At 51.1% G+C, this 20,702-nt stretch carries 16 protein-coding genes and 1 riboswitch; of the genes, 5 read left to right on the top strand and 11 right to left on the bottom strand.

Annotated features, from left to right (window positions below; genetic code table 11):
• Positions 1-116 precede the first annotated feature (116 nt).
• Positions 117-2,582 (top strand): glycerol-3-phosphate 1-O-acyltransferase PlsB, encoded by a 2,466-nt coding sequence (plsB, locus tag Z042_RS06380; protein ID WP_024913339.1) that lies wholly within the window; start codon positions 117-119, stop codon positions 2,580-2,582.
• A 62-nt stretch (positions 2,583-2,644) separates the two neighbouring features.
• Here plsB and ubiA read toward each other — a convergent pair whose 3' ends face one another.
• The 6 genes from ubiA to Z042_RS06345 form a co-directional block, all read right to left on the bottom strand.
• Positions 2,645-3,511 (bottom strand): 4-hydroxybenzoate octaprenyltransferase, encoded by an 867-nt coding sequence (gene ubiA / locus Z042_RS06375; RefSeq protein ID WP_024913340.1) that lies wholly within the window; start codon positions 3,509-3,511, stop codon positions 2,645-2,647.
• Between the two features lie 15 nt (positions 3,512-3,526).
• The gene (ubiC, locus tag Z042_RS06370; RefSeq protein WP_024913341.1) at positions 3,527-4,051 is read right to left on the bottom strand and encodes a chorismate lyase; all 525 of its coding nucleotides are present in this window, start codon (positions 4,049-4,051) and stop codon (positions 3,527-3,529) included.
• Positions 4,052-4,288: 237 nt separating this feature from the next.
• Positions 4,289-5,212: a maltose operon protein MalM gene (gene malM / locus Z042_RS06360; protein ID WP_024913343.1), complete on the bottom strand. Its 924-nt coding sequence runs from the start codon at positions 5,210-5,212 to the stop codon at positions 4,289-4,291.
• A gap of 124 nt (positions 5,213-5,336) precedes the next feature.
• Positions 5,337-6,593, bottom strand: coding sequence for a maltoporin (locus tag Z042_RS06355; RefSeq protein WP_024913344.1), 1,257 nt, complete (start codon positions 6,591-6,593; stop codon positions 5,337-5,339).
• Between the two features lie 82 nt (positions 6,594-6,675).
• The gene (gene malK / locus Z042_RS06350; RefSeq protein ID WP_024913345.1) at positions 6,676-7,791 is read right to left on the bottom strand and encodes a maltose/maltodextrin ABC transporter ATP-binding protein MalK; all 1,116 of its coding nucleotides are present in this window, start codon (positions 7,789-7,791) and stop codon (positions 6,676-6,678) included.
• Between the two features lie 3 nt (positions 7,792-7,794).
• Positions 7,795-8,013, bottom strand: a complete 219-nt coding sequence (locus tag Z042_RS06345; RefSeq protein ID WP_024913346.1) for a hypothetical protein — start codon at positions 8,011-8,013, stop codon at positions 7,795-7,797.
• 365 nt (positions 8,014-8,378) lie between these two features.
• On the opposite strand from Z042_RS06345, the gene malE reads away from it, so the two are divergent.
• The 3 genes from malE (at position 8,379) to malG (ending at position 12,146) form a co-directional block, all read left to right on the top strand.
• Positions 8,379-9,563: a maltose/maltodextrin ABC transporter substrate-binding protein MalE gene (gene malE, locus Z042_RS06340; protein WP_024913347.1), complete on the top strand. Its 1,185-nt coding sequence runs from the start codon at positions 8,379-8,381 to the stop codon at positions 9,561-9,563.
• A 79-nt stretch (positions 9,564-9,642) separates the two neighbouring features.
• Positions 9,643-11,220 (top strand): maltose ABC transporter permease MalF, encoded by a 1,578-nt coding sequence (malF, locus tag Z042_RS06335; RefSeq protein ID WP_024913348.1) that lies wholly within the window; start codon positions 9,643-9,645, stop codon positions 11,218-11,220.
• 35 nt (positions 11,221-11,255) lie between these two features.
• Complete coding sequence (gene malG, locus Z042_RS06330) at positions 11,256-12,146, top strand: maltose ABC transporter permease MalG (protein WP_024913349.1); 891 nt, start codon at positions 11,256-11,258, stop codon at positions 12,144-12,146.
• Positions 12,147-12,400: 254 nt separating this feature from the next.
• On the opposite strand, the gene Z042_RS06325 is transcribed toward malG, so the two are convergent.
• The 5 genes from Z042_RS06325 to pgi form a co-directional block, all read right to left on the bottom strand.
• Positions 12,401-14,491, bottom strand: a complete 2,091-nt coding sequence (locus Z042_RS06325; RefSeq protein WP_024913350.1) for a YjbH domain-containing protein — start codon at positions 14,489-14,491, stop codon at positions 12,401-12,403.
• Positions 14,491-15,144, bottom strand: coding sequence for a capsule biosynthesis GfcC D2 domain-containing protein (locus tag Z042_RS06320; RefSeq protein WP_236849221.1), 654 nt, complete (start codon positions 15,142-15,144; stop codon positions 14,491-14,493). Before Z042_RS06320 ends, Z042_RS06325 begins: the two co-directional genes overlap by 1 nt.
• Before the next feature lie 101 nt (positions 15,145-15,245).
• Positions 15,246-15,776: a YjbF family lipoprotein gene (locus tag Z042_RS06315; RefSeq protein WP_236849220.1), complete on the bottom strand. Its 531-nt coding sequence runs from the start codon at positions 15,774-15,776 to the stop codon at positions 15,246-15,248.
• Positions 15,777-16,140: 364 nt separating this feature from the next.
• Positions 16,141-16,353 (bottom strand): hypothetical protein, encoded by a 213-nt coding sequence (locus Z042_RS06310; RefSeq protein WP_024913353.1) that lies wholly within the window; start codon positions 16,351-16,353, stop codon positions 16,141-16,143.
• A 698-nt stretch (positions 16,354-17,051) separates the two neighbouring features.
• A complete protein-coding gene (pgi, locus tag Z042_RS06305; protein ID WP_024913354.1) occupies positions 17,052-18,698 on the bottom strand; it encodes a glucose-6-phosphate isomerase in 1,647 nt (548 codons plus the stop codon).
• Between the two features lie 325 nt (positions 18,699-19,023).
• Positions 19,024-19,217: riboswitch (Lysine riboswitch) on the top strand.
• 108 nt (positions 19,218-19,325) lie between these two features.
• On the opposite strand from pgi, the gene lysC reads away from it, so the two are divergent.
• Positions 19,326-20,693: a lysine-sensitive aspartokinase 3 gene (gene lysC / locus Z042_RS06300; RefSeq protein ID WP_024913355.1), complete on the top strand. Its 1,368-nt coding sequence runs from the start codon at positions 19,326-19,328 to the stop codon at positions 20,691-20,693.
• Positions 20,694-20,702 lie beyond the last annotated feature (9 nt).

The raw sequence follows: 20,702 nt of genomic DNA, 5'->3' as shown, positions 1-20,702 counted from the left end.
TTTAAATAGGTATTTCCATCAGCCGTTACAGGCTTCGGACTTCCCAACACCACAGATCTGCTCCCCGGTTTCTGGTATGCTTGCGACGCATTGCTAACAAGAGGCTTCAGGTCGTTATGTCAGGTTGGCGTAAAATTTATTATAAACTATTGAATTTACCACTGAAAATGTTGGTAAAAAGTAAGGTTATCCCTTCAGATCCGGTCACGGAATTGGGGTTAGATCCCTCGCGGCCGATTTTGTACGTTTTACCTTACCATTCCAAGACAGATTTGCTCACATTGCGCACCCAATGTTTGGCCCAAGATCTCCCCGATCCCCTTAACTCGCAGGAGATTGATGGCGTGGTGCTGCCAAGCTATGTGTTTATCCACGAAGGCCCGCGCGTATTCCGCTATTACAAGCCAAAAGAAGAATCAGTAAAACTCTTCCATGATTATCTGGATCTGCACCGCAGCAACCCGGAGCTGGATATTCAGATGCTCCCCGTATCGGTGATGTTTGGCCGCTCGCCTGGGCGCGAAGGCCAAGGTACGCCGCATCTGCGCCTGTTGAACGGCGTACAGAAATTCTTTGCCATACTGTGGTTGGGGCGTGACAGTTTTGTGCGTTTTTCCAATACCGTTTCCCTGCGACGTATGGCAACCGAGCACGGCACCGATCAAACCATTGCACAAAAACTGGCGCGCGTCGCAAGGATGCATTTCTCGCGTCAACGTCTGGCCGCCGTTGGGCCATGCCTGCCAGACCGCCAGGATCTGTTCAACAAGTTGCTGGCTTCTAAAGCGATTGAGAAAGCGGTTGAGGATGAAGCTCGTAACAAAAAGCTCACCCGCGAAAAAGCCCAGCAAAATGCCATTGCCTTAATGGAAGAGATCGCCGCCGATTTTTCCTATGAAGCGGTACGTCTCTCCGATCGCGTATTGAGCTGGACCTGGAACCGGTTATATCAAGGTATCAACGTCACCAAAGCCGAACGCGTGCGCCAACTGGCACAAGACGGCCACGAAATCGTCTACGTACCCTGCCACCGCAGCCACATGGATTACCTGCTGCTGTCTTACGTACTTTATCATCAAGGTTTGGTGCCCCCGCATATCGCAGCGGGCATCAACCTGAACTTCTGGCCCGCCGGGCCGATCTTCCGCCGTTTGGGTGCCTTTTTTATTCGCCGTACTTTCAAAGGCAACAAACTCTATTCCACCGTGTTCCGTGAATACCTTGGTGAATTATTCACTCGTGGCTATTCAGTGGAATATTTTGTGGAAGGTGGCCGTTCACGCACCGGGCGCCTGCTGGAACCCAAAACCGGCACGCTGTCGATGACTATCCAGGCCATGCTGCGCGGGGGCACTCGCCCCATTACGCTGGTGCCGGTTTACATCGGTTATGAACATGTGATGGAAGTAGGCACCTACGCTAAAGAGTTGCGTGGTGCGACCAAAGAAAAAGAGGGCCTGTTGCAGATGCTGCGTGGCCTGCGCAAGCTGCGCAACCTTGGCCAAGGCTATGTCAATTTTGGCGAACCGCTGCCATTGACCTCTTACCTCAACCATCATGTACCCCATTGGCGTGAGTCTATCGATCCAATCGAGGCACAGCGCCCGAGCTGGTTGACGCCCGCAGTCAACGATCTTGCGGCCCAGATCATGGTGCGGATCAACAACGCCGCAGCAGCCAATGCCATGAACCTGTGTGTTACCGCCTTATTGGCCTCGCGCCAGCGTTCGCTGACCCGCGAACAGCTGATTGAACAGTTGGACTGCTACCTGCAATTGATGCGTAATGTGCCCTACGCACCGGATGCCACCGCGCCAACGCAAACGCCGGAACAGTTGCTGGACCACGCGTTGAATATGAACAAGTTCGAGGTGGAAAAAGACAGCATCGGCGACATTATCATCCTGCCACGTGAGCAGGCGGTTCTGATGACGTATTACCGCAACAATATTCATCATATGCTGGTATTGCCTTCACTGATTACCACCATCGTGATGCATCATCGCCGTGTATCACGCGATGAGCTGTTGCGCCAGGTCAGCCTGATTTACCCCATGTTGAAAGCGGAGTTGTTCCTGCGTTACGAGAAAGAGCAGTTGCCCACCGTTCTGCAACCGCTGATCGATGAACTGGCACGCCAGCAGTTGATTTGTAATAAAGGTAATGAACTGGTGCTGAACCCGGCACGCATCCGCCCACTGCAACTGTTGGCGGCGGGGGTACGTGAAACCTTGCAGCGTTACGCCATTACCATGTCGCTTCTCAGTGCCAACCCTAGCATCAATCGGGGTGCGCTGGAGAAAGAAAGCCGTATCATGGCGCAGCGTCTGTCTGTGCTGCACGGCATCAACGCGCCGGAGTTCTTTGACAAAGCCGTGTTTTCCACCCTGGTGGCGACGTTGCGCGAAGAAGGTTATATCAATGATATTGGCGATGCGATCCGAGAGCACACCATGGAGGTTTACACCATGTTGAGCGATCTGATCACGCCAGAAATCAAGTTGACCATCGAAAGCGTCAGTTTGCCGGAAGAAACCAGTGATTTGCCGGAAACAGCGGAAGCGGCAAAAGAAGACGAATAACGGCAAGTGTTAACTGACGAAGGTGCCCAATGGGTGCCTTCGTCACACTCGCCAAAAAACCATCAGAGATAGCTGAGTGCAATACCGATAAACAGCACTAATCCCACATAATTATTGTTCAGGAAAGCACTGAAACAGGCATCACGATCGCGGTTGACGATCTGTTTCTGTTGGTGGATAAACAACACGCCAGCCAGCAGTAATGCCCCATAATACACCCCGCCAAGCTGCGCCAGGTAACCCACCCAGAGCATCAATACCAGTGTGGCAAATTGCAATAATCCCACTATCAGCTTGTCATGGCGACCAAACAACACCGCGGTGGACTTAATACCGATTTTCACATCATCGTCACGATCCACCATGGCATACAGGGTATCGTAGGCCACCGTCCAGCAGATATTCGCCAAAAACAGCAGCCAGCAACTCAGCGGCAATGATTCGCTGACCGCCGCATAAGCCATTGGGATTGACCAGCCGAATGCGGCACCCAATACCACCTGCGGCAAATGGGTGAACCGCTTCATAAACGGATAAATCCAAGCCAGTGCCAGTGCGGCCAGTGATAACCAGATGGTCATGGCATTCAGCGTCAGCACCAGGGTAAAAGAAACCAGTACCAGCGAGACAAACAGGATTTTGGCTTCTTTTTCACTGATGCGGCCGCTCGGCAACGGGCGGCCTGCGGTGCGCTTCACATGCCCGTCGAAGGCACGATCCGCATAATCATTCACTACACAGCCTGCGGCGCGCATCAGGAATACGCCAAGAACGAACACCAGCAATACAGGCAACGACGGAACCCTTTGCCCAGCCAGCCACAATGCCCACAGCGTTGGCCACAGCAGCAACAGCGTGCCTATCGGTTTATCGATACGCATCAAATGGCAATAGGCCTGCCATTTGCTTTGAGTCACACTTCCCTCCAAGATCCTTTTCTCCCCTTATTCTGCCGGAATCCCCTTCTTCACCGCATATAACGGCGAAGGCGGTAAAAACAACTCGGTCAGCAGCAGCGGTTTATCCGCCAGGCGTAAACGGGAGCGCCGGGCCCACAATTCACCCTGCTGGCCAACATGAATATAATCGCGTGTTAACGTATTGCTGCTGAACAGATAGCGGCCCAGCGGCAGCGTTCCCAAATCAACCAACGCCTGATCCGGGCCGGTTAGCGTTTCTTGTGGGATCACCGTGCGCCCTAGTAACCAAGGGTGATCATCACCCAACAACACAATTTCACGTAGCCAATAACGCTCGCTGTCAGGTAAGTGTTCTGCCTCTTCGCCTAGTTGATCGCGGGTCACGAAGCATTCGCGCTGAGGTTCAATATGCACATGCCCACAATGGCGTTCAAAACGGCGAGTCATCGAACCCAATTCCATCAGCCAATCGCTAATGGCGGCAGGTATCGGGGAATTTTCAGGCAACCACGCAATGGGCGGCAGGATGGAATCCCTATTGCCAGACATTGTTCTACTCCATATCAATAGCCATACCAGGCAAATAGCCATTGACCATACAAATCGTTAACAGAGAGTCATTGTAACGCAGAAATTCGAAAGCGACAGATGGATTCGCAGTGAAATCAGTGAGGGTTATTAACAGGAGGAGGGGTGGATAAAACCAAAGAACAACCGTTGCCACATATGAAAAAAGGTGCGCTGGAGGCGCACCAATCATCAAGCCAGCATCGGCAGTATGGGGTATTACCCCTTGCCTTTCACACTGCCAATAAATGTTTCTCGTGCAGTCGTAGAACCTAATTTTTCAGCTTCATTCATTAACTTCAGCGCCTTATCGATATCACCCGCTTTAACCGCCTGTTTGATACCATTATTGAAGTAGGCTTCGGTGTCATTCAGCATCGGCTCTGCCGGGGCCGCTGGAGCCGGGGCCGCAACAGGGGCTGCTGCCACCGCCGGAGTGGCTGAACCCACCACAACCGGTGCCGGTGCCGTAGAGGTGGTCATTGGCAAGCCAATCATCACGCTGCCCATATTCTGTTCTGATTTAACTTTCAGATTCAGAGCCCCCGTGGAGCTGTGGTGAGCAATAGGGTCTGGGATATTGGGTGCCGCATTGCCCACCCCCAATGCGTAAGCCTTGGCAGGATCGAGCAATTGCGTCGTGGCTGCCAGATCCTGACGGGTGGTATATACCAACAGATAGATTTGCTTTTGCCCCAGCGCAGGCGTCAGTTTCATGGTGCCTTCCAGACGGTCACCCGACATCACACCCGCCTGTTTGTAGGCAAAATAGCTGCTCGGATAGAAAGCAGCGGGGCGCAGTTGTTCATCCAGCACCACCACGCTGGGAGAGTAGACACTGCGATCGTTAACCAGGCTGTCGAGAGTAATTTCCAGGGAACCGCGGTCAGCAGGCAAAGTAAAGGCAGCTACCGACCCTTGAATATCCCCCTGGTTAACCTGCGGGCTGGACGCCGTAATCTCAATGCGCTCACTGGCCGGTGGCACTATTGGCCGCCAAGGAAGCTGTTGCAAGGTGTCATGAGAGAGGGTAGGAGCAATTGAGACATCTGTTGGGGTGTTAAACGCTGCGGCCTGTGCGCCCAGCGGGAGTGCTGAAGCAGCCAACAGAGACAGGTAGAAAGCAATCAGGTTTTTTTTCATTATGATAGCCCTTCCGAAAAGAGGCGAGATAGCTGACGTGCAACTGGCAAGAAGAATGCACGTCAGCCAAACAGAGAGATGAAGGATTACCGTAGCTGAATCTCACAATCAGCTAGGTCACTGGTTACCACCAGGCTTCGAACTGCGCGCCGAAGGTCACTTCATCATTATTACCGCGTCCACCGTCATTAACTGCAATGCCATCATTACCATAGCCCCACTTTTCATTCCAGTTGGCATAGGTGGCGAAAACACGTAACGCTGGGCGTGACCAGATGCTGTCACCCGCCTGCCACTGCTGGGCCAAGGTCAGTTTGTACTGGCTATTACGGTCGTCTGTTCTTTGTGATTTGACGCTGTCATAGCCTGCTTCAAACAGAGTGCTCATGATCGGTGTCCACTTGTACATCGGGCGCACACCGACGGTGTACCAGGTGGTGCCGTTGTCATTGTCCAGATTGATGTTCTGGTACATGGCAACGTACATCATCTCCCAGTCACTGCCCATCTTCACCGCGCCATGATCCAGCACACGCAGCATATGTCCGTCATTATCTACCCTTGACCCCTGACTGTGGCCGCTGTTCCAAGAGGTCATGGAGTCTGTCGCATACTGTATGACAAACTTGTTAAAACCGCCGAACATACTCTGAGTATGCTCTGCCGTTGCCATAACACCATCTTTAGAAGCTCCTTCCGCAAGCGCGAAATCGTCTTTGGTGTTCGCTCGACCATAATCAAACCCAAGTTCCAGAGTCCCCCCTGGGTTGGTTTCCAACCCCGCCAAACGCACATCGTATACATCATTAGAAGTCTCAGACTCGTCTAGATTCTGACTGTTAATCCAGCGATAAGACCCCCCTGCTTCAGTATTACGAGTCACGGCAAACGACAGCTTACCAAAGCCCAGATCGATGTTTTCCAGACCTGCACCTGGGCCGGAGATATCCCAGTAGTAGAAGTCAATCATATGGACGTCATGACGTTGGTAAAAACGCTTACCCGCCCACATATTGGCACCCGGCAACGCAGCAATCAGGTTTTTACCCTGTACGTTTACCTCACGAAAGGCCGGGCTGGTTGCTTCCCAGTCGTTGGCCTGATCGATGCTATAAGCAACGTTGGTATCCAGATAAAAGCTTTTATCACCCTCTTTCCATAGCTCTTGGCCCAGCTTCAATTCGGCATAGGTTTCACATTCGTTGCCAAGACGATACTTACTTTGGGCACCTGTAGCCTGAAAACACTGTTGATCACCACCACTGCCCGTCCAGCCGATGCCGGAACGTGCGTAACCGTGGAAATCCACTGCCATTGCTTGCGAAGATAAAACTCCCGCGGCGACAGCCAGTGCCAAAGGAAGTTTGCGCAGAGTCGTCATCATTATTCTCCTGTTATAGTTGCCTGTCGGCATGCATGCGTTGCAGAGGAGCTAACTGCCTGCAACGCCAAATACTTTGGAGTCAAACGCCCGCTTCCTGATGCAGCCGTTTACACGCCGTACCATCTTCACGGAACAGATGGCAGCGGTGTGGCGGCAGCCCGATAGCGAATGTGGCACCTTCTTCTACCAGCACTACGTCATTCTGGCGGTACACCAGGTTCTGACGGATTTCTGGGATTTGAATATGAATCTGGGTTTCGTTGCCCAGTTGTTCCACCACCTGTACCTCCCCCGTCAGCGCCACTGCGGACTCGGAGCTCGGTAACAGATGTTCAGGGCGAATGCCCAACGACAGGTTGGCACCCACTTCAATGCCCTGTTCCTCAACGGGTAACCACACCAATTGGCGGTTGGGCATCGGCAGTTCAACCTGCACGCGCTGGTGCTCTACCGCGGTTACCTTCACAGGCAGGAAATTCATTTTTGGTGATCCGATAAAACCGGCGACAAAACGATTGGCCGGGTAGTGATACAACTCCAGCGGTTTACCAATCTGGGCTACGCGCCCGGCATCCAGCACCACGATTTTATCTGCCAGCGTCATGGCTTCGACCTGATCGTGGGTGACATAAATCATGGTGCGTTGCAGGCGTTTGTGCAGGCGGGAGATCTCGATACGCATCTGTACCCGCAGGGCGGCATCCAGATTGGAAAGGGGTTCATCAAGAAGAAACACATCCGGTTCAGCAACCAACGTACGGCCGATCGCTACCCGCTGACGCTGACCACCGGACAACGCTTTCGGGCGCCGATCCAGCAGGTGCGCCAGTTGCAGCACTTCAGCAACCTGATTGACCCGCTGGTTGATCTCCGCTTTTTTCGCCCCGGCCAGCTTCAAACCAAATGACATATTGTCGGCAACCGACAGATGCGGATATAACGCATAAGACTGGAACACCATGCCAATGCCGCGCTCGGCAGGTGGCACTTCATTCATTCGTTTTTCACCGATGAGCAGATCACCGGAGGTGATATCCTCCAGCCCGGCAATCATCCGCAACAGCGTCGATTTACCGCAGCCCGATGGCCCGACAAACACCACAAATTCACCATCATCAATAGTCAGATTGACATCCTTGGAAATCACGACCTCACCGAAAGCCTTATAAACGCTGCGCAGTGTGACGCTAGCCATCCGTTACTCCCCTGCTTTCGCAGCTAACATTTCGTGTAAAAATGGCAAAGACCAAACCCGCCAAACCCCATTGATGATGCTTTTGGCTTTGCGCCATCGACCAAGCCGTGGCGCAGAAACTGGCAGTAACGTTGAATAGTTGTCACGTTGCTGGCGGCGATTCGCCAACGTACGCTGTTCGATAGCTCCCTGCTGATACCAACGGATTTCATCAACAGTCATCGGTAATCCAGCCCCTGTTGGACACGGCGGCAAAGTCAATGCTGCTGATAGTGCGGTAATGGCAAGAAGGGGTAATCATCCGTAACAGGATTTTTCATGGGGGAGGAGATGGGAGGATGAGAGAACTACAGTTCTTGGCCAAAGTTCCCTACATAAGACAAATTTGTGATCAGCCTTACAAAAATAGCCCTCTATTTTTGTGCCTGATACCACAGAACAGAGTGTAATGTTAACTGGATCACATTACTCAGGTATGGGGCGTAGAAGGGGGGAGGATGAGAAAGTTTCCGATTGTGGCCCACTATGAGCGGGAAATTGCTTCCTTATCGCAGTGCCCACAGAAGGATAGAATCATGAATCTCAGAATGACAAGAAGCGCACGTATTCTGGCGCTTTCGGCCTTAACCACGCTGGTGCTCTCCTCTTCTGCTTTTGCCAAGATCGAAGAAGGTAAACTGGTTATTTGGATCAACGGCGATAAAGGCTATAACGGCTTAGCCGAAGTTGGCAAAAAGTTCGAGAAAGATACCGGCATCAAAGTCACCATTGAGCACCCAGACAAGCTGGAAGAGAAATTCCCACAGGTTGCTGCCACCGGTGACGGCCCGGATATCATCTTCTGGGCGCATGACCGTTTTGGGGGTTACGCGCAATCAGGCCTGCTGGCAGAGATTCATCCTTCTGATGCCTTTAAGGAAAAAATCTTTCCATTCACTTGGGATGCCGTTCGCTTTGACGGCAAGCTGATTGGTTATCCGATCGCAGTTGAAGCACTGTCGCTGATTTATAACAAAGACCTGGTTAAAGAAGCGCCGAAAACCTGGGAAGAGATCCCTGCTTTAGATAAGGAGCTGCGTGCTAAAGGCAAAAGCGCCATCATGTGGAACCTACAGGAACCCTACTTCACTTGGCCGATTATTGCTGCCAACGGTGGTTATGCCTTTAAATTTGCCGATGGCAAATACGACGTTAAAGACATCGGCGTAGCCAATGCCGGTTCACAGTCAGGTTTGCAATTTATTGTCGATCTGGTGAAAAACAAACACATCAACGCCGACACCGATTACTCGATTGCTGAAGCCGCATTCAATAAAGGCCAAACCGCCATGACCATCAACGGCCCGTGGGCTTGGTCGAACATTGAGCAGAGTAAAATCAATTATGGTGTAACGTTGCTGCCTAGCTTCCAGGGCAAACCGTCCAAACCGTTTGTGGGTGTACTGACCGCAGGTATCAACGCCGCTAGCCCGAACAAAGAGCTGGCAACAGAATTTCTGGAAAATTACCTGCTGACCGATCAGGGCCTGGCCGACGTCAACAAAGACAAACCGTTGGGTGCCGTGGCGCTGAAATCGTTCCAAGAGCATCTGGCGAAAGACCCACGCATTGCCGCCACCATGCAGAACGCGCAAAACGGTGAAATCATGCCAAATATCCCACAGATGAGCACCTTCTGGTATGCGATGCGCAGTGCCGTGATCAATGCCATCACCGGGCGCCAGACGGTGAAAGCCGCGCTGGAAGATGCGCACGCCCGTATCATCAAGTAACATCCGGCCCCCATGGAGCCCTTAAGTTGTGCGGGATGCTGACAACATCCCGCTGTAATACCCCAGAAAGGAATGTCCTATGCAATTAGCTCACGCCGGTTCACCCGCGCGAAAAAAATCGAAGTGGTGGCAAAGTGACATTCTGAAATGGCTGCTCGTTGGCCTGTGCAGTTTGGTGACTGGCTATCTGATTGTGTTGATGTATGCACAGGGAGAATACTTATTCGCTATTCTGACACTGGTGCTGGTCAGTGCCGGGCTTTATGTGTTTGCCAACCGCCGTGCTTATGCCTGGCGCTACGTGTACCCAGGGATCGCCGGTATGGGGCTGTTTATCCTGTTCCCGCTGATTTGTACCATCGCCATCGCCTTTACCAACTACAGCAGTACCAACCAGTTAACTTTTGAACGCGCCCAATCAGTGCTGATGCAGCGCCAGTTCCAGACTGGCAAAACCTTTACCTTCAATCTCTATCCAACGGACAACCAGCACTGGCAATTGCAGCTCACTCACCCTGACAGCGGCCAGTTGCTGATTTCTGAGCCATTCAGTCTGAAGACTAGCGAAACGCAAACGCTGAAACTGGGCGTTGAAAACTCGCCCCCCGTCGGTGAACGTGCGACGCTGCGGGTTGTGACCCAAAACCGCCAGGCGCTGAATCTGATCGTGGCAAAATTACCGGAAGGGGGTGAACTGCGCATGAGTTCCCTGCGCCAATTCTCCGGTACCAGCCCCTTATATACGTTAGATAAAGACGGTAGTACGCTGATCGACAACCAAACCCAAATCCAATATCGCCCCAATCCAGAAACCGGTTTTTATCAGGCCATCAATGCCGATGGCAGTTGGGCGCAAGATACCCTCAGCCCAGGTTTTACCGTGACCACTGGTTGGAAAAACTTCCTGCGCGTATTGAACGATGAAGGTATTCAGAAACCGTTTGTCTCCATCTTCACCTGGACCATTATTTTTTCAGTGCTGACCGTGATCTTCACCGTTGCTGTCGGCATGGTGCTGGCCTGCATCGTGCAATGGGAGGCACTGAAAGGCAAAGCGGTCTACCGGGTGCTGCTGATCCTGCCCTATGCCGTGCCGTCGTTTATTTCTATCTTGATTTTCAAAGGACTATTCAACCAGAGCTTCGGGGAGATTAACCTGATGCTCAGCGCGCTCTTTGGTATTAAACCCGCCTGGTTCACCGATCCATTCACCGCGAAAAGCATGATTCTGATCGTTAACACCTGGCTGGGTTATCCATACATGATGATCCTGTGTATGGGCCTGCTGAAAGCCATTCCTGACGATCTGTATGAAGCCTCAGCGATGGACGGAGCCAGTCCGATGCAGAACTTCTTCCGCATCACTTTCCCATTGTTGATCAAACCGCTGACACCGCTGATGATCGCCAGTTTTGCCTTCAACTTTAACAACTTTGTGCTGATTCAACTGCTAACCCGTGGCGGCCCAGATATGATCGGCACCACGACACCAGCCGGCTATACCGACCTGCTGGTGAGCTACACCTATCGCATCGCTTTTGAAGGCGGGGGTGGGCAGGACTTTGGCTTGGCGGCGGCCATTGCTACCTTGATCTTCCTGTTGGTAGGCGCACTGGCGATCTTGAACCTGAAAGCCAGCAAGATGAATTTTGATTAAGAACCGACTCCAAGAGGCTCTAAGGGAGAACGACAATGGCCATGGTGCAACCCAAATCCCAGCGCATACGCCTGTGGATCACCCATATTCTGATGTTAAGCTTTATCACCCTGATCATGTTCCCGTTGCTGATGGTGGTGGCGATCTCGCTACGCTCCGGTAACTTTGCCACTGGCAGCCTGATCCCCGATCAAATTTCCTGGGATCATTGGCGGTTGGCACTGGGTATGAGCGTAACCCATGCTGATGGCAGTATCACACCACCGCCTTTCCCGGTGCTGCTATGGCTGTGGAACTCGGTCAAAGTGGCGGCGATTACCGCCGTAGGTATCGTGACGCTGTCAACGACCTGTGCCTATGCCTTTGCCCGCATGCGCTTTCGCGGCAAGAGCACTCTGCTAAAAAGCATGCTGATTTTCCAGATGTTCCCGGCCGTGCTGTCGCTGGTAGCGCTGTATGCCCTGTTTGACCGCTTAGGCCAATATATTCCTTTCATCGGCCTGAACACCCACGGTGGCGTGATTTTTGCCTATATGGGCGGTATTGCGCTGCACGTCTGGACGATTAAAGGTTATTTCGAAACCATCGATAACTCATTGGAAGAAGCCGCCGCGCTGGATGGAGCAACGCCATGGCAGGCATTCCGCCTGGTGCTGTTACCGCTTTCAGTGCCGATTCTGGCCGTGGTGTTTATCCTGTCATTTATTGCAGCGATCACCGAAGTCCCGGTAGCTTCGTTGCTGCTGCGCGACGTTAACAGTTACACACTGGCCGTGGGGATGCAGCAATACCTGAATCCACAAAACTACCTGTGGGGTGACTTTGCCGCCGCGGCGGTATTGTCAGCAATTCCGATTACCGCCGTATTCCTGCTGGCACAACGCTGGTTGGTAGGCGGCCTGACCTCTGGCGGTGTAAAAGGGTAATTTTTACCGGGTTCGATGATGTTGGGCGCGGTGAATGTTGAATTACGATGTTTTGTCTACTGCATGACCTTTGATGTACTTTGTTTTTTTCTAACAATACCTGTGTCTTGGGCGGCCTGCGCTGGGCCGCCATTTTTATGCTTAATGGATTGCAAATGGCAAGCGCATCCATCTTCAGACATGAGGCCCGTAAATGAGCCCAAATAGAATAAATAAGGGGGATTGAATTCATCCCCCACATTAACGATTAGCACTTAACGGAAGCGGACATCTCTATCAGACGTCATACCATAGAGTTGATACTTACGCCCCAGCATCTGCCCACCATCGCGAGTCAGCGGCGTCCAGCCAATCTGCGTGCGGCTGCGTGAAGGGGAATTGGTCATCAACTCCAGCGGGATAGAAATGTAGAAGCCTTTCGTGAATGAGCCTTCACCGTATTCTTCCCGTGAAGCGTCGGTAAACGAAGCATAAACCCCTGCCACCACTCCGCTGTCAAAACGTTTAGACAGATCGATCGTCGCACCTTTGTCTTTTGCCAGATACTCACCCACGCTCAACGCAGCCAGCACGTCATCAGCAAAAGGCAGTTTCCAGTATCCAGTGACATGCCCGGTGACGGTATCGTAATCGGTGAAACGCATCATATCGTCCCAATCACGTTGTTTCACCCAGTTGGCATTAACACCGACCGCCCAATCACTGTCTAAAGGACGGTATAACATCTCTGCTCCCACCCCTCCGAACATGCTTTCCAGATAACCGCCATAAACCTGCCCATACAGACCATGGCCGAAAGATTGGAAGTAGTTAGCCTGGAGATCGTTAATGTACACATCGTTTTCAACATACTCACGAATATGTGTGCGCACACGCGGCAGGCGAGAATCTGGAGGCGGCTCTGTATAGTTGAATCTATCGTAGTTGTTCGTCAGGTTAACAAAAACGCTGCCGCTGGTTAATAAATGGTCTGTTACCCACCAGTTGACGCTGCCCAACAAACCAATCTGATACATATAAAACGTTTCTGCTCCCCCGACAGACTGAGTTAACGTCGGTGAAAGGGTGAAACTTAGCCGATCATCGTCAATGTAATAACCCTGATCGGTATTTTCTGGCAACTGTGGGTCAAGGCGTTTCTGTTGCAGTACTTGTTCATACCCCAGTGGATATCCTTCCAACTGTGAACGTAAACTGCTGACATCCGTTCTGGTTGTCACCTGTGGCAAACCATAACGTGTCTCTGTCACATCCAGTGTATCAATACCTTCTGGAAGGTGATTCATCAGAATTATGTTAGCCCGCTCGATCCCATCTTCGCTATAGCGATACTTGGATTGGGTTCCCGTCATGTACAGCGTATTATCTTTCACCTGAATCTTCGGTGCAGAGAAACCCGCATTTTCTTCAAGCGCCGACAATTGATTGGCCACCACGTCCTGCTGCAACTGTTTGCCCTGAGGCTCAGGCTGATAATCAGGCTTTGGTTGATCAATATGAGCAGGCGTTAATTCATTAAAGTTAGTGCGTAAGGTAAACCCAGCCATGAAGGTATTACCACGCTGATAGCTCATATTAATGTCGGCCCAATCTGTTACACGATAGACAGCGCCAAAATTAAACTTACTGTCCTGCTTAAGCCGACCGGCAAAATCATCCTGATAATCATTACCCTCATATTCCAGCTTCAGGCGCAATGGCTGCCAGGGCGTCTGATATTCAACACCGCCGAAGATTGCGGCAGGCCCACGGAAAGCCTCGTTAAGATCAACAGTTCCCCCCGTTGACGTGTGTACACTCTTTCGCTCACAGAAGCGATCGCTGACGTCGCAGAACGGGTTTCTGATATCGCCTCGGTTGCCCAGATAGCCCCAGCCCATACCCAAGGTAAAGTCGAGAGGCCCCCATGCTTTACTGGCGACCAGATATTCCCCATCAAACAGCCCGGTACCACCGATGTCGCGTACCCCCGCTGACACTTCAGGCAGCCAATAACCCTCCTGCCAAAGACGTAATTTCACGTCGAAAGATTTATCTTTGTAGGTTTGGCTACCGCTGAACGATGGGTCACTACTGTATTTACGCGTTCGCACATCGGTATAGCGGATCGTAGTTTCCAACCACGGCATCGGTTGCACGGAAACCGAATAAAACCGGTATTGGTCATTGTCACGGTAGTTAAAGCTAAACTCGCCCTCTTTCGCCATGCGCGCAGTAGGAGTTTGCAGCAAACCCGCACCACCAAAATCCGTCTGGGATGGCCCCAGAGGAGCAGGATATGAAGCCGCCTGACACGCGCTCGCAACAGACAGCGCAACCAAGCTAAGTAAGTAACGTGTTTTCATCAGTCTGGGATCCGGTGCGTCAATAACGAGATAATTTGCTCGTTGATGTCTTTGAAATCTTCAGGCAATGCGGAAGCAGCAAACCCCAGAAACAAAAGACTCCCTGGCGTCATTTCATTATGCAGCCGATTCCAGTAAGCAATAGGTACGCGTTGTGACTCCCCTTGAGGAGTGATGATCCAGGCAATATCGTGCTCAGCACCATCAAGAGGCTGGACCTCAGAAAGATAATAGCTGACGTCCTTGCCGGGTAAAAAATTGCGCTTGCCGTGCGGAGCCAATGCCCCCAATAACCTGACATTGCTCGGTTCTGGTGTGACATAGACCTGATATTCTCCCAACAACCGGCGATCAAGGACTGGATCTAACTGGATCATGTCAGGATCAAGCGGAACAAACAGACGACCAACGACTTTCAGCTCAGCAAGCTGTGCATGCACATTCTCAACGGTTGCCGCCAAAGAGCTCTCCCCCTCTTGCCGCAATAGGGTACTGAGCGAGGTCAAACGTGCCAACAATTGCTGTTGCTTCTGCTGTTGCAGGCGGTTTGCATCCGGTTTCGCTATCGCCGCACCCTGCCACCAGATTTTACCTTGCAAGGCTGGGTTATTCACCACCAAGCTTTCTAACGTAGGCACATTTTCGAGAGTCACTGATGGTTTATCCGAATAAAAAACCGTTACCAGACTCTCTGCATGAACGGGGCTAAACAAAAAGCCCAGTAATGTGCTTAGGAGCAGATTAATTTTTCTCATTAATTCCTCTGCTTCAATAAAGTAGTTTCAATCGGGAAGTAATTCGCACCGATAGACTGCACTGATTTAATCACAGTGCCCGTTTGCGGTTCCAACCAGAAGCGATTCACCCAGTTTTTACCCAAGTCATCAACGGTGACGCGTTCTTCAATGACATGATAAATCTGGCGTTTCCCGCCAATAGTGAAGGGTTGATCTTCTAATCGGTGAAAGGTGGACTCTGCATAACCGGAACGAACCTGGTTATTTTCAGTCCAGGAAAGCATGTGCGACCAACGCGCACCATCCACTAAGCGCAGAGGGTCTGCCAAAGGGTCTTGCTCAAGATTAGACACACTGAGTAAATTATCGTGCCATCCCAGAGTCTTGATCAGCCGCCCCTGTCTCAACACCATCAAGGTACGATCCTGACTCACCCATTTCTCTTCGCCGTTTTCAAATGCCCCCAATACCATCACAATCTGTTGCTGCCCATCAATACGGACATAGGCACTGGGGTTAGAGAGACTCTGAATTTCTTGATCGGTCAATTCAACGTCTGACGACTCAAACAGCAGATGATAAATCGTATCATTGACGTTCTTTTGAGCTGACGTACAAGCCTGAAGGGATAAGCATATAATTAACAAAAATAAATAGCGCAATTGAGCAATCCCGAAACGTAGATGAGAAAAAGAACAACCGCTTTTATACCTTTAGCCCCTAAAGTTGCAGCAGACAAAAATGTAGGTCACCTTTTATGGTTTACTTCTGTAGCGCCATTGTTCATCGCGTTAAAATCTGCTTCCAACAAGCACGACCACGCGAATCATTGACTCAAATAAACCCATCAGGTTCTACTCACTGGCTGCAACACCAAGCACTGTGGCTATTACGCGGTTATTCTTTTACAGGTTATTTAGTCCGAGTCGTGGTGGTGGTAGAAGCACTGTGCTCATCATCACCATAGTGGTCTGCAACTAACGCACAAGCGACGACTACTGCAACCGCTCCAGCCCCTTTAGCGACAGCAACCCCTTTTGCCCCAAGAACAGGGAACGCAGCCCAGGCACTAGAGGAACCAAGCAACGCAAGCGCGACAATTGCTGGATACAATATCTTTTTCATACATATACCCTCTTTCAGTAAAAATTAAGTCTCTGAGAAACTATAGTATACCCTTCACACTACAAAACCACAGTAGCCCACATAAATAGAGCAACAATGGTGGAACAACGCAGGCAGCCAACACCCTACAACTTAAAATGAGAAGGGCATAGTGGATAAACTTAATTCTTATATCATAAGAGATAATTAAAAAAAAATTGCGTTAAGAATTTAGGAAAAACCCCATTGCTATGATAAATATTATATTTTCAATAGCCTAGAGTCATAAGGGGTAAATATATAAACTTAGTATAGATATGGTTTTTTATATCGTAGATAGATTTCTCCGAAACGAATTATCCTGAATTCGAACTAAACAGTGATCTACCTGACAAATTTATTTACATCGTGTAGACAATCTTTGCCAGGCCAGCTCTACCGATGAGGTAAACATGCCCAGCAGATGGCTATCAAACCGCACACGACCATCGCTCAGGAAGAATATGTCATAATATATTGAAAATGAAATATATTAAATATCAAACCCTGAATTTTTCCTCACTAATATTTCACCGAGTTTTATTATTTTTTCGTATTTGATCAACCCCATCCACCGTACAATTTAACTGATATAGATCAATAAAAACTGCTACGCCAAGTAAAAAAATACCGGCTTATCAGGCCGGTATCATATAAAACAGCGGATTAGTACTGCACGATCAACGCCATATTTTAAAGCGATTAATCAGGCCATTGGTTGAGCCATCGTGGCTTGTCACGGTCTCTTCCCCTGCCAGTTCCGGCAGAATACGATTCGCCAGTTGTTTACCCAATTCCACCCCCCATTGATCGAAGGTGAAAATGTTAAGGATGGCACCTTGGGTAAAGATTTTGTGTTCATACAGCGCAATCAGGCTGCCCAGGCTGAATGGGGTAATTTCACGCAGCAGGATGGAGTTGGTTGGGCGGTTGCCTTCAAACACTTTGAATGGTGCAACATGCTTAACCTCTGCCGGCTTTTTGCCTTGCTCTGCGAACTCTTGTTCTACGACATCCAGAGACTTACCGAACGCCAGCGCTTCCGTTTGTGCGAAGAAGTTCGAGAGTAACTTGGCATGATGATCGCTCAACGGGTTGTGGCTGATGGCCGGGGCAATAAAATCGCAAGGAACCAGCTTGGTGCCCTGATGAATCAGCTGATAAAACGCATGCTGGCCGTTGGTACCCGGTTCACCCCAGATGATGGGGCCAGTCTGATAATCCACCGGGTTACCGTTGCGATCGACATATTTACCGTTGGACTCCATGTTGCCTTGCTGGAAATAGGCGGCAAAACGGTGCATGTATTGATCGTATGGCAGAATTGCTTCAGTTTCCGCACCGAAGAAATTGTTATACCAGATACCGATCAGAGCTAATAACACCGGCAGGTTTTTCTCCGCCGGGGTCTGCGCAAAATGCTTATCCATCGCATGCGCACCGCTCAACAGTTGCTCGAAATTGTCAAAGCCCAACGATAGCGCAATAGACAGACCGATAGCCGACCACAGCGAATAACGGCCTCCTACCCAGTCCCAAAACTCGAACATATTGTCGGTATCAATACCAAACTCAGCCACTGCTTTACCGTTAGTAGACAGCGCCGCAAAATGCTTCGCCACGTGTTGCTGGTCACCGGCGGTTTTCAGGAACCAGTCGCGCGCGCTGTGGGCGTTGGTCATGGTTTCTTGGGTAGTGAAGGTTTTGGAAGCCACCAGGAACAACGTAGTGGCTGGGTCCAGTGGCTTCAGCGTTTCAGCAATATGAGTGCCGTCCACGTTGGAAACGAAGTGCATATTCAGATGGTTTTTATATGGGCGCAGCGCTTCAGTCGCCATATAAGGCCCCAGATCGGAGCCACCGATGCCAATGTTCACCACATCGGTAATTGGCTTACCGGTATAACCTTTCCAGTCACCGCCAATCACGCGCCCACAAAACTGTTTCATCTTCGCCAGCACCGCGTTCACTTCCGGCATCACGTCTTTGCCATCAACTATGATCGGGGTGTTGCTGCGGTTACGCAGGGCTACGTGCAGTACGGCACGATCTTCGGTACGGTTGATTTTCTCACCGGCAAACATCGCGTTAATCGCACTCTGCAAGTCCGTTTCTGCTGCCAACGCCTGCAATTTTTCCAGGGTTGCTGCGGTAATGCGGTTTTTGGAATAATCTACCAGCATCTGATCGTTGAACGTGGCGGAAAACCTGGAGAAACGCTCGCTATCCTGAGCAAACAGATCGCGGATCTGTACGTCTTTCATTTGTTCAAAATGTTGCTGCAGGGCTTGCCAAGCAGCGGTTTGACTAGGATTGATATTTTTCATAGCAACGCTCTTATGCTTGAGAATGAAGATGACAAGATGGGCCGATTGTAGCCTGTTCGCCCGCGATTATGATCTCTTTTCTTGCGATAGGCGTTAACTGTCAAACAGAAATGCTCTCCTTGTTACCTTTCCACAACAAACTCTCTATCTTTCAAGCAACATGCTGTTATCACCGTGATAAAAACAGGGCAAAAACCCCCTGTTTACCACTATTCAACGCATGAAAAGCCCCCTTAATGCTCCGCACAAAATCCCTCACCGTTTGCCCATTGACAGCAGCACATAAACTCGTTAATTCTAACACCCTAACTTGCGCATCCGTGTGCAAGCCAGAAGAGGCGCGTCGCCCAGGTAGAGTGTCAGAGGAGCCGTTATCCGATGACGGCACTGGAGGGGGAGCGACGCCGAGGCGTGATGAAAGCGGCAATCATTAACGTCGGCTACAGGGGCTGAATCCCCTGAGTTGTCACCATGGGTCGCCTGTAAAGGCGGTCAGCAAGGTGGGGCGCTTCTGGGTGTATCGTAGTCTCAACCTCTACGCCTGCTCCCTGTTTACCGCTCTTCCCTTGTGCCAAGGTTATGGAAATCAAGTGCCCTTTGAATGGCATCCCTGACACGAGGTTTTACATGAATCAAGCAGCATCCCCAAATACTATCGTAGTGGCAAAATTCGGCGGCACCAGCGTGGCCGATTTCGATGCCATGAACCGCAGTGCCGATGTGGTATTGTCCAACCCTAACGTCCGTCTGGTGGTGCTTTCCGCCTCTGCCGGTATCACCAACCTGCTGGTTGCCTTGGCTGATGGTTGTGACAGCGAAAAGCGCGCCTCTCAACTTGACGAAATCCGTCACATTCAGTACGCCATCCTTGAGCGCCTTGGTAATCCTACGGTGGTCCGTGATGAAATTGATCGCATGCTGGAGAATATCACCACGCTCTCAGAAGCCGCTGCGCTGGCTACCTCCAGCGCACTGACCGATGAGTTGGTCAGCCATGGTGAACTGATGTCTACCCTGCTTTTTGTAGAGCTTTTGCACAGCCGTAACGTGCGTGCGGAATGGTTTGATGTCCGTAAAGTGATGCGTACTAACGATCATTTTGGCCGGGCGATACCAGACAACGCCGCCTTGACCGAACTGGCCCAAACGCTGTTACAACCCCGTTTGCAGGAAGCATTGGTCATTACCCAGGGTTTTATCGGCAGCGAACCCAAAGGCCGTACCACCACGCTGGGCCGCGGTGGCAGCGACTACACCGCCGCCCTGCTGGGAGAGGCGCTGAACGTCAGCCGTGTGGATATCTGGACCGACGTACCGGGCATCTACACCACCGATCCCCGCGTGGTGCCTGCGGCGAAACGCATTGATAAAATCGCCTTCGAAGAAGCGGCAGAAATGGCCACCTTTGGTGCAAAAGTGCTGCATCCGGCCACGCTGTTACCTGCCGTGCGCAGCGATATCCCGGTCTTTGTCGGCTCAAGCAAAGAGCCCGCAGCGGGCGGTACGCTGGTATGTAACACCACAGAGAACCCTCCGTTATTCCGTGCGCTGGCGCTACGCCGCAGGCAAACTTTGCTGACGCTGCACAGCCTGAACATGCTACATGCACGCGGTTTTCTGGCCGAAGTGTTCAGCATTCTGGCTCGTCACAATATTTCCGTTGACCTGATCACCACCTCCGAAGTCAGTATCGCCTTGACCATGGATACTACCGGTTCGACCTCTACCGGCGGCAGCCTGCTGACCACCTCCCTGCTCACCGAACTTTCTTCGTTGTGCCGGGTTGAGGTAGAAGAGAATCTGGCGCTGGTCGCGCTGATCGGTAATAAGCTTTCTCAAGCCTGCGGCGTGGGTAAAGAAGTTTTTGGCGTACTGGACCCATTCAATATCCGCATGATCTGCTATGGTGCCAGCAGCTATAATCTGTGCTTCCTGGTACCCGGCGCTGATGCAGAGCAAGTGGTCCAAACGCTGCATCGCAACCTGTTTGAATAACGAACGTTC

The sequence above is a fragment of the Chania multitudinisentens RB-25 genome, from assembly GCF_000520015.2.
Lineage (GTDB): Bacteria > Pseudomonadota > Gammaproteobacteria > Enterobacterales > Enterobacteriaceae > Chania > Chania multitudinisentens.
This window is presented reverse-complemented; position numbering and strand designations above follow the sequence as displayed.

Excerpts from the sequence above, each read along its gene's own strand:
- plsB (WP_024913339.1), top strand. The coding sequence starts at position 117 with ATGTCAGGTTGGCGTAAAATTTATTATAAACTATTGAATTTACCACTG.
- ubiC (WP_024913341.1), bottom strand. The coding sequence starts at position 4,051 with ATGTCTGGCAATAGGGATTCCATCCTGCCGCCCATTGCGTGGTTGCCT.
- malM (WP_024913343.1), bottom strand. The coding sequence starts at position 5,212 with ATGAAAAAAAACCTGATTGCTTTCTACCTGTCTCTGTTGGCTGCTTCA.
- Z042_RS06355 (WP_024913344.1), bottom strand. The coding sequence starts at position 6,593 with ATGACGACTCTGCGCAAACTTCCTTTGGCACTGGCTGTCGCCGCGGGA.
- malK (WP_024913345.1), bottom strand. The coding sequence starts at position 7,791 with ATGGCTAGCGTCACACTGCGCAGCGTTTATAAGGCTTTCGGTGAGGTC.
- Z042_RS06345 (WP_024913346.1), bottom strand. The coding sequence starts at position 8,013 with ATGACTGTTGATGAAATCCGTTGGTATCAGCAGGGAGCTATCGAACAG.
- malE (WP_024913347.1), top strand. The coding sequence starts at position 8,379 with ATGACAAGAAGCGCACGTATTCTGGCGCTTTCGGCCTTAACCACGCTG.
- malF (WP_024913348.1), top strand. The coding sequence starts at position 9,643 with ATGCAATTAGCTCACGCCGGTTCACCCGCGCGAAAAAAATCGAAGTGG.
- malG (WP_024913349.1), top strand. The coding sequence starts at position 11,256 with ATGGCCATGGTGCAACCCAAATCCCAGCGCATACGCCTGTGGATCACC.
- Z042_RS06325 (WP_024913350.1), bottom strand. The coding sequence starts at position 14,491 with ATGAAAACACGTTACTTACTTAGCTTGGTTGCGCTGTCTGTTGCGAGC.
- Z042_RS06310 (WP_024913353.1), bottom strand. The coding sequence starts at position 16,353 with ATGAAAAAGATATTGTATCCAGCAATTGTCGCGCTTGCGTTGCTTGGT.
- pgi (WP_024913354.1), bottom strand. The coding sequence starts at position 18,698 with ATGAAAAATATCAATCCTAGTCAAACCGCTGCTTGGCAAGCCCTGCAG.
- lysC (WP_024913355.1), top strand. The coding sequence starts at position 19,326 with ATGAATCAAGCAGCATCCCCAAATACTATCGTAGTGGCAAAATTCGGC.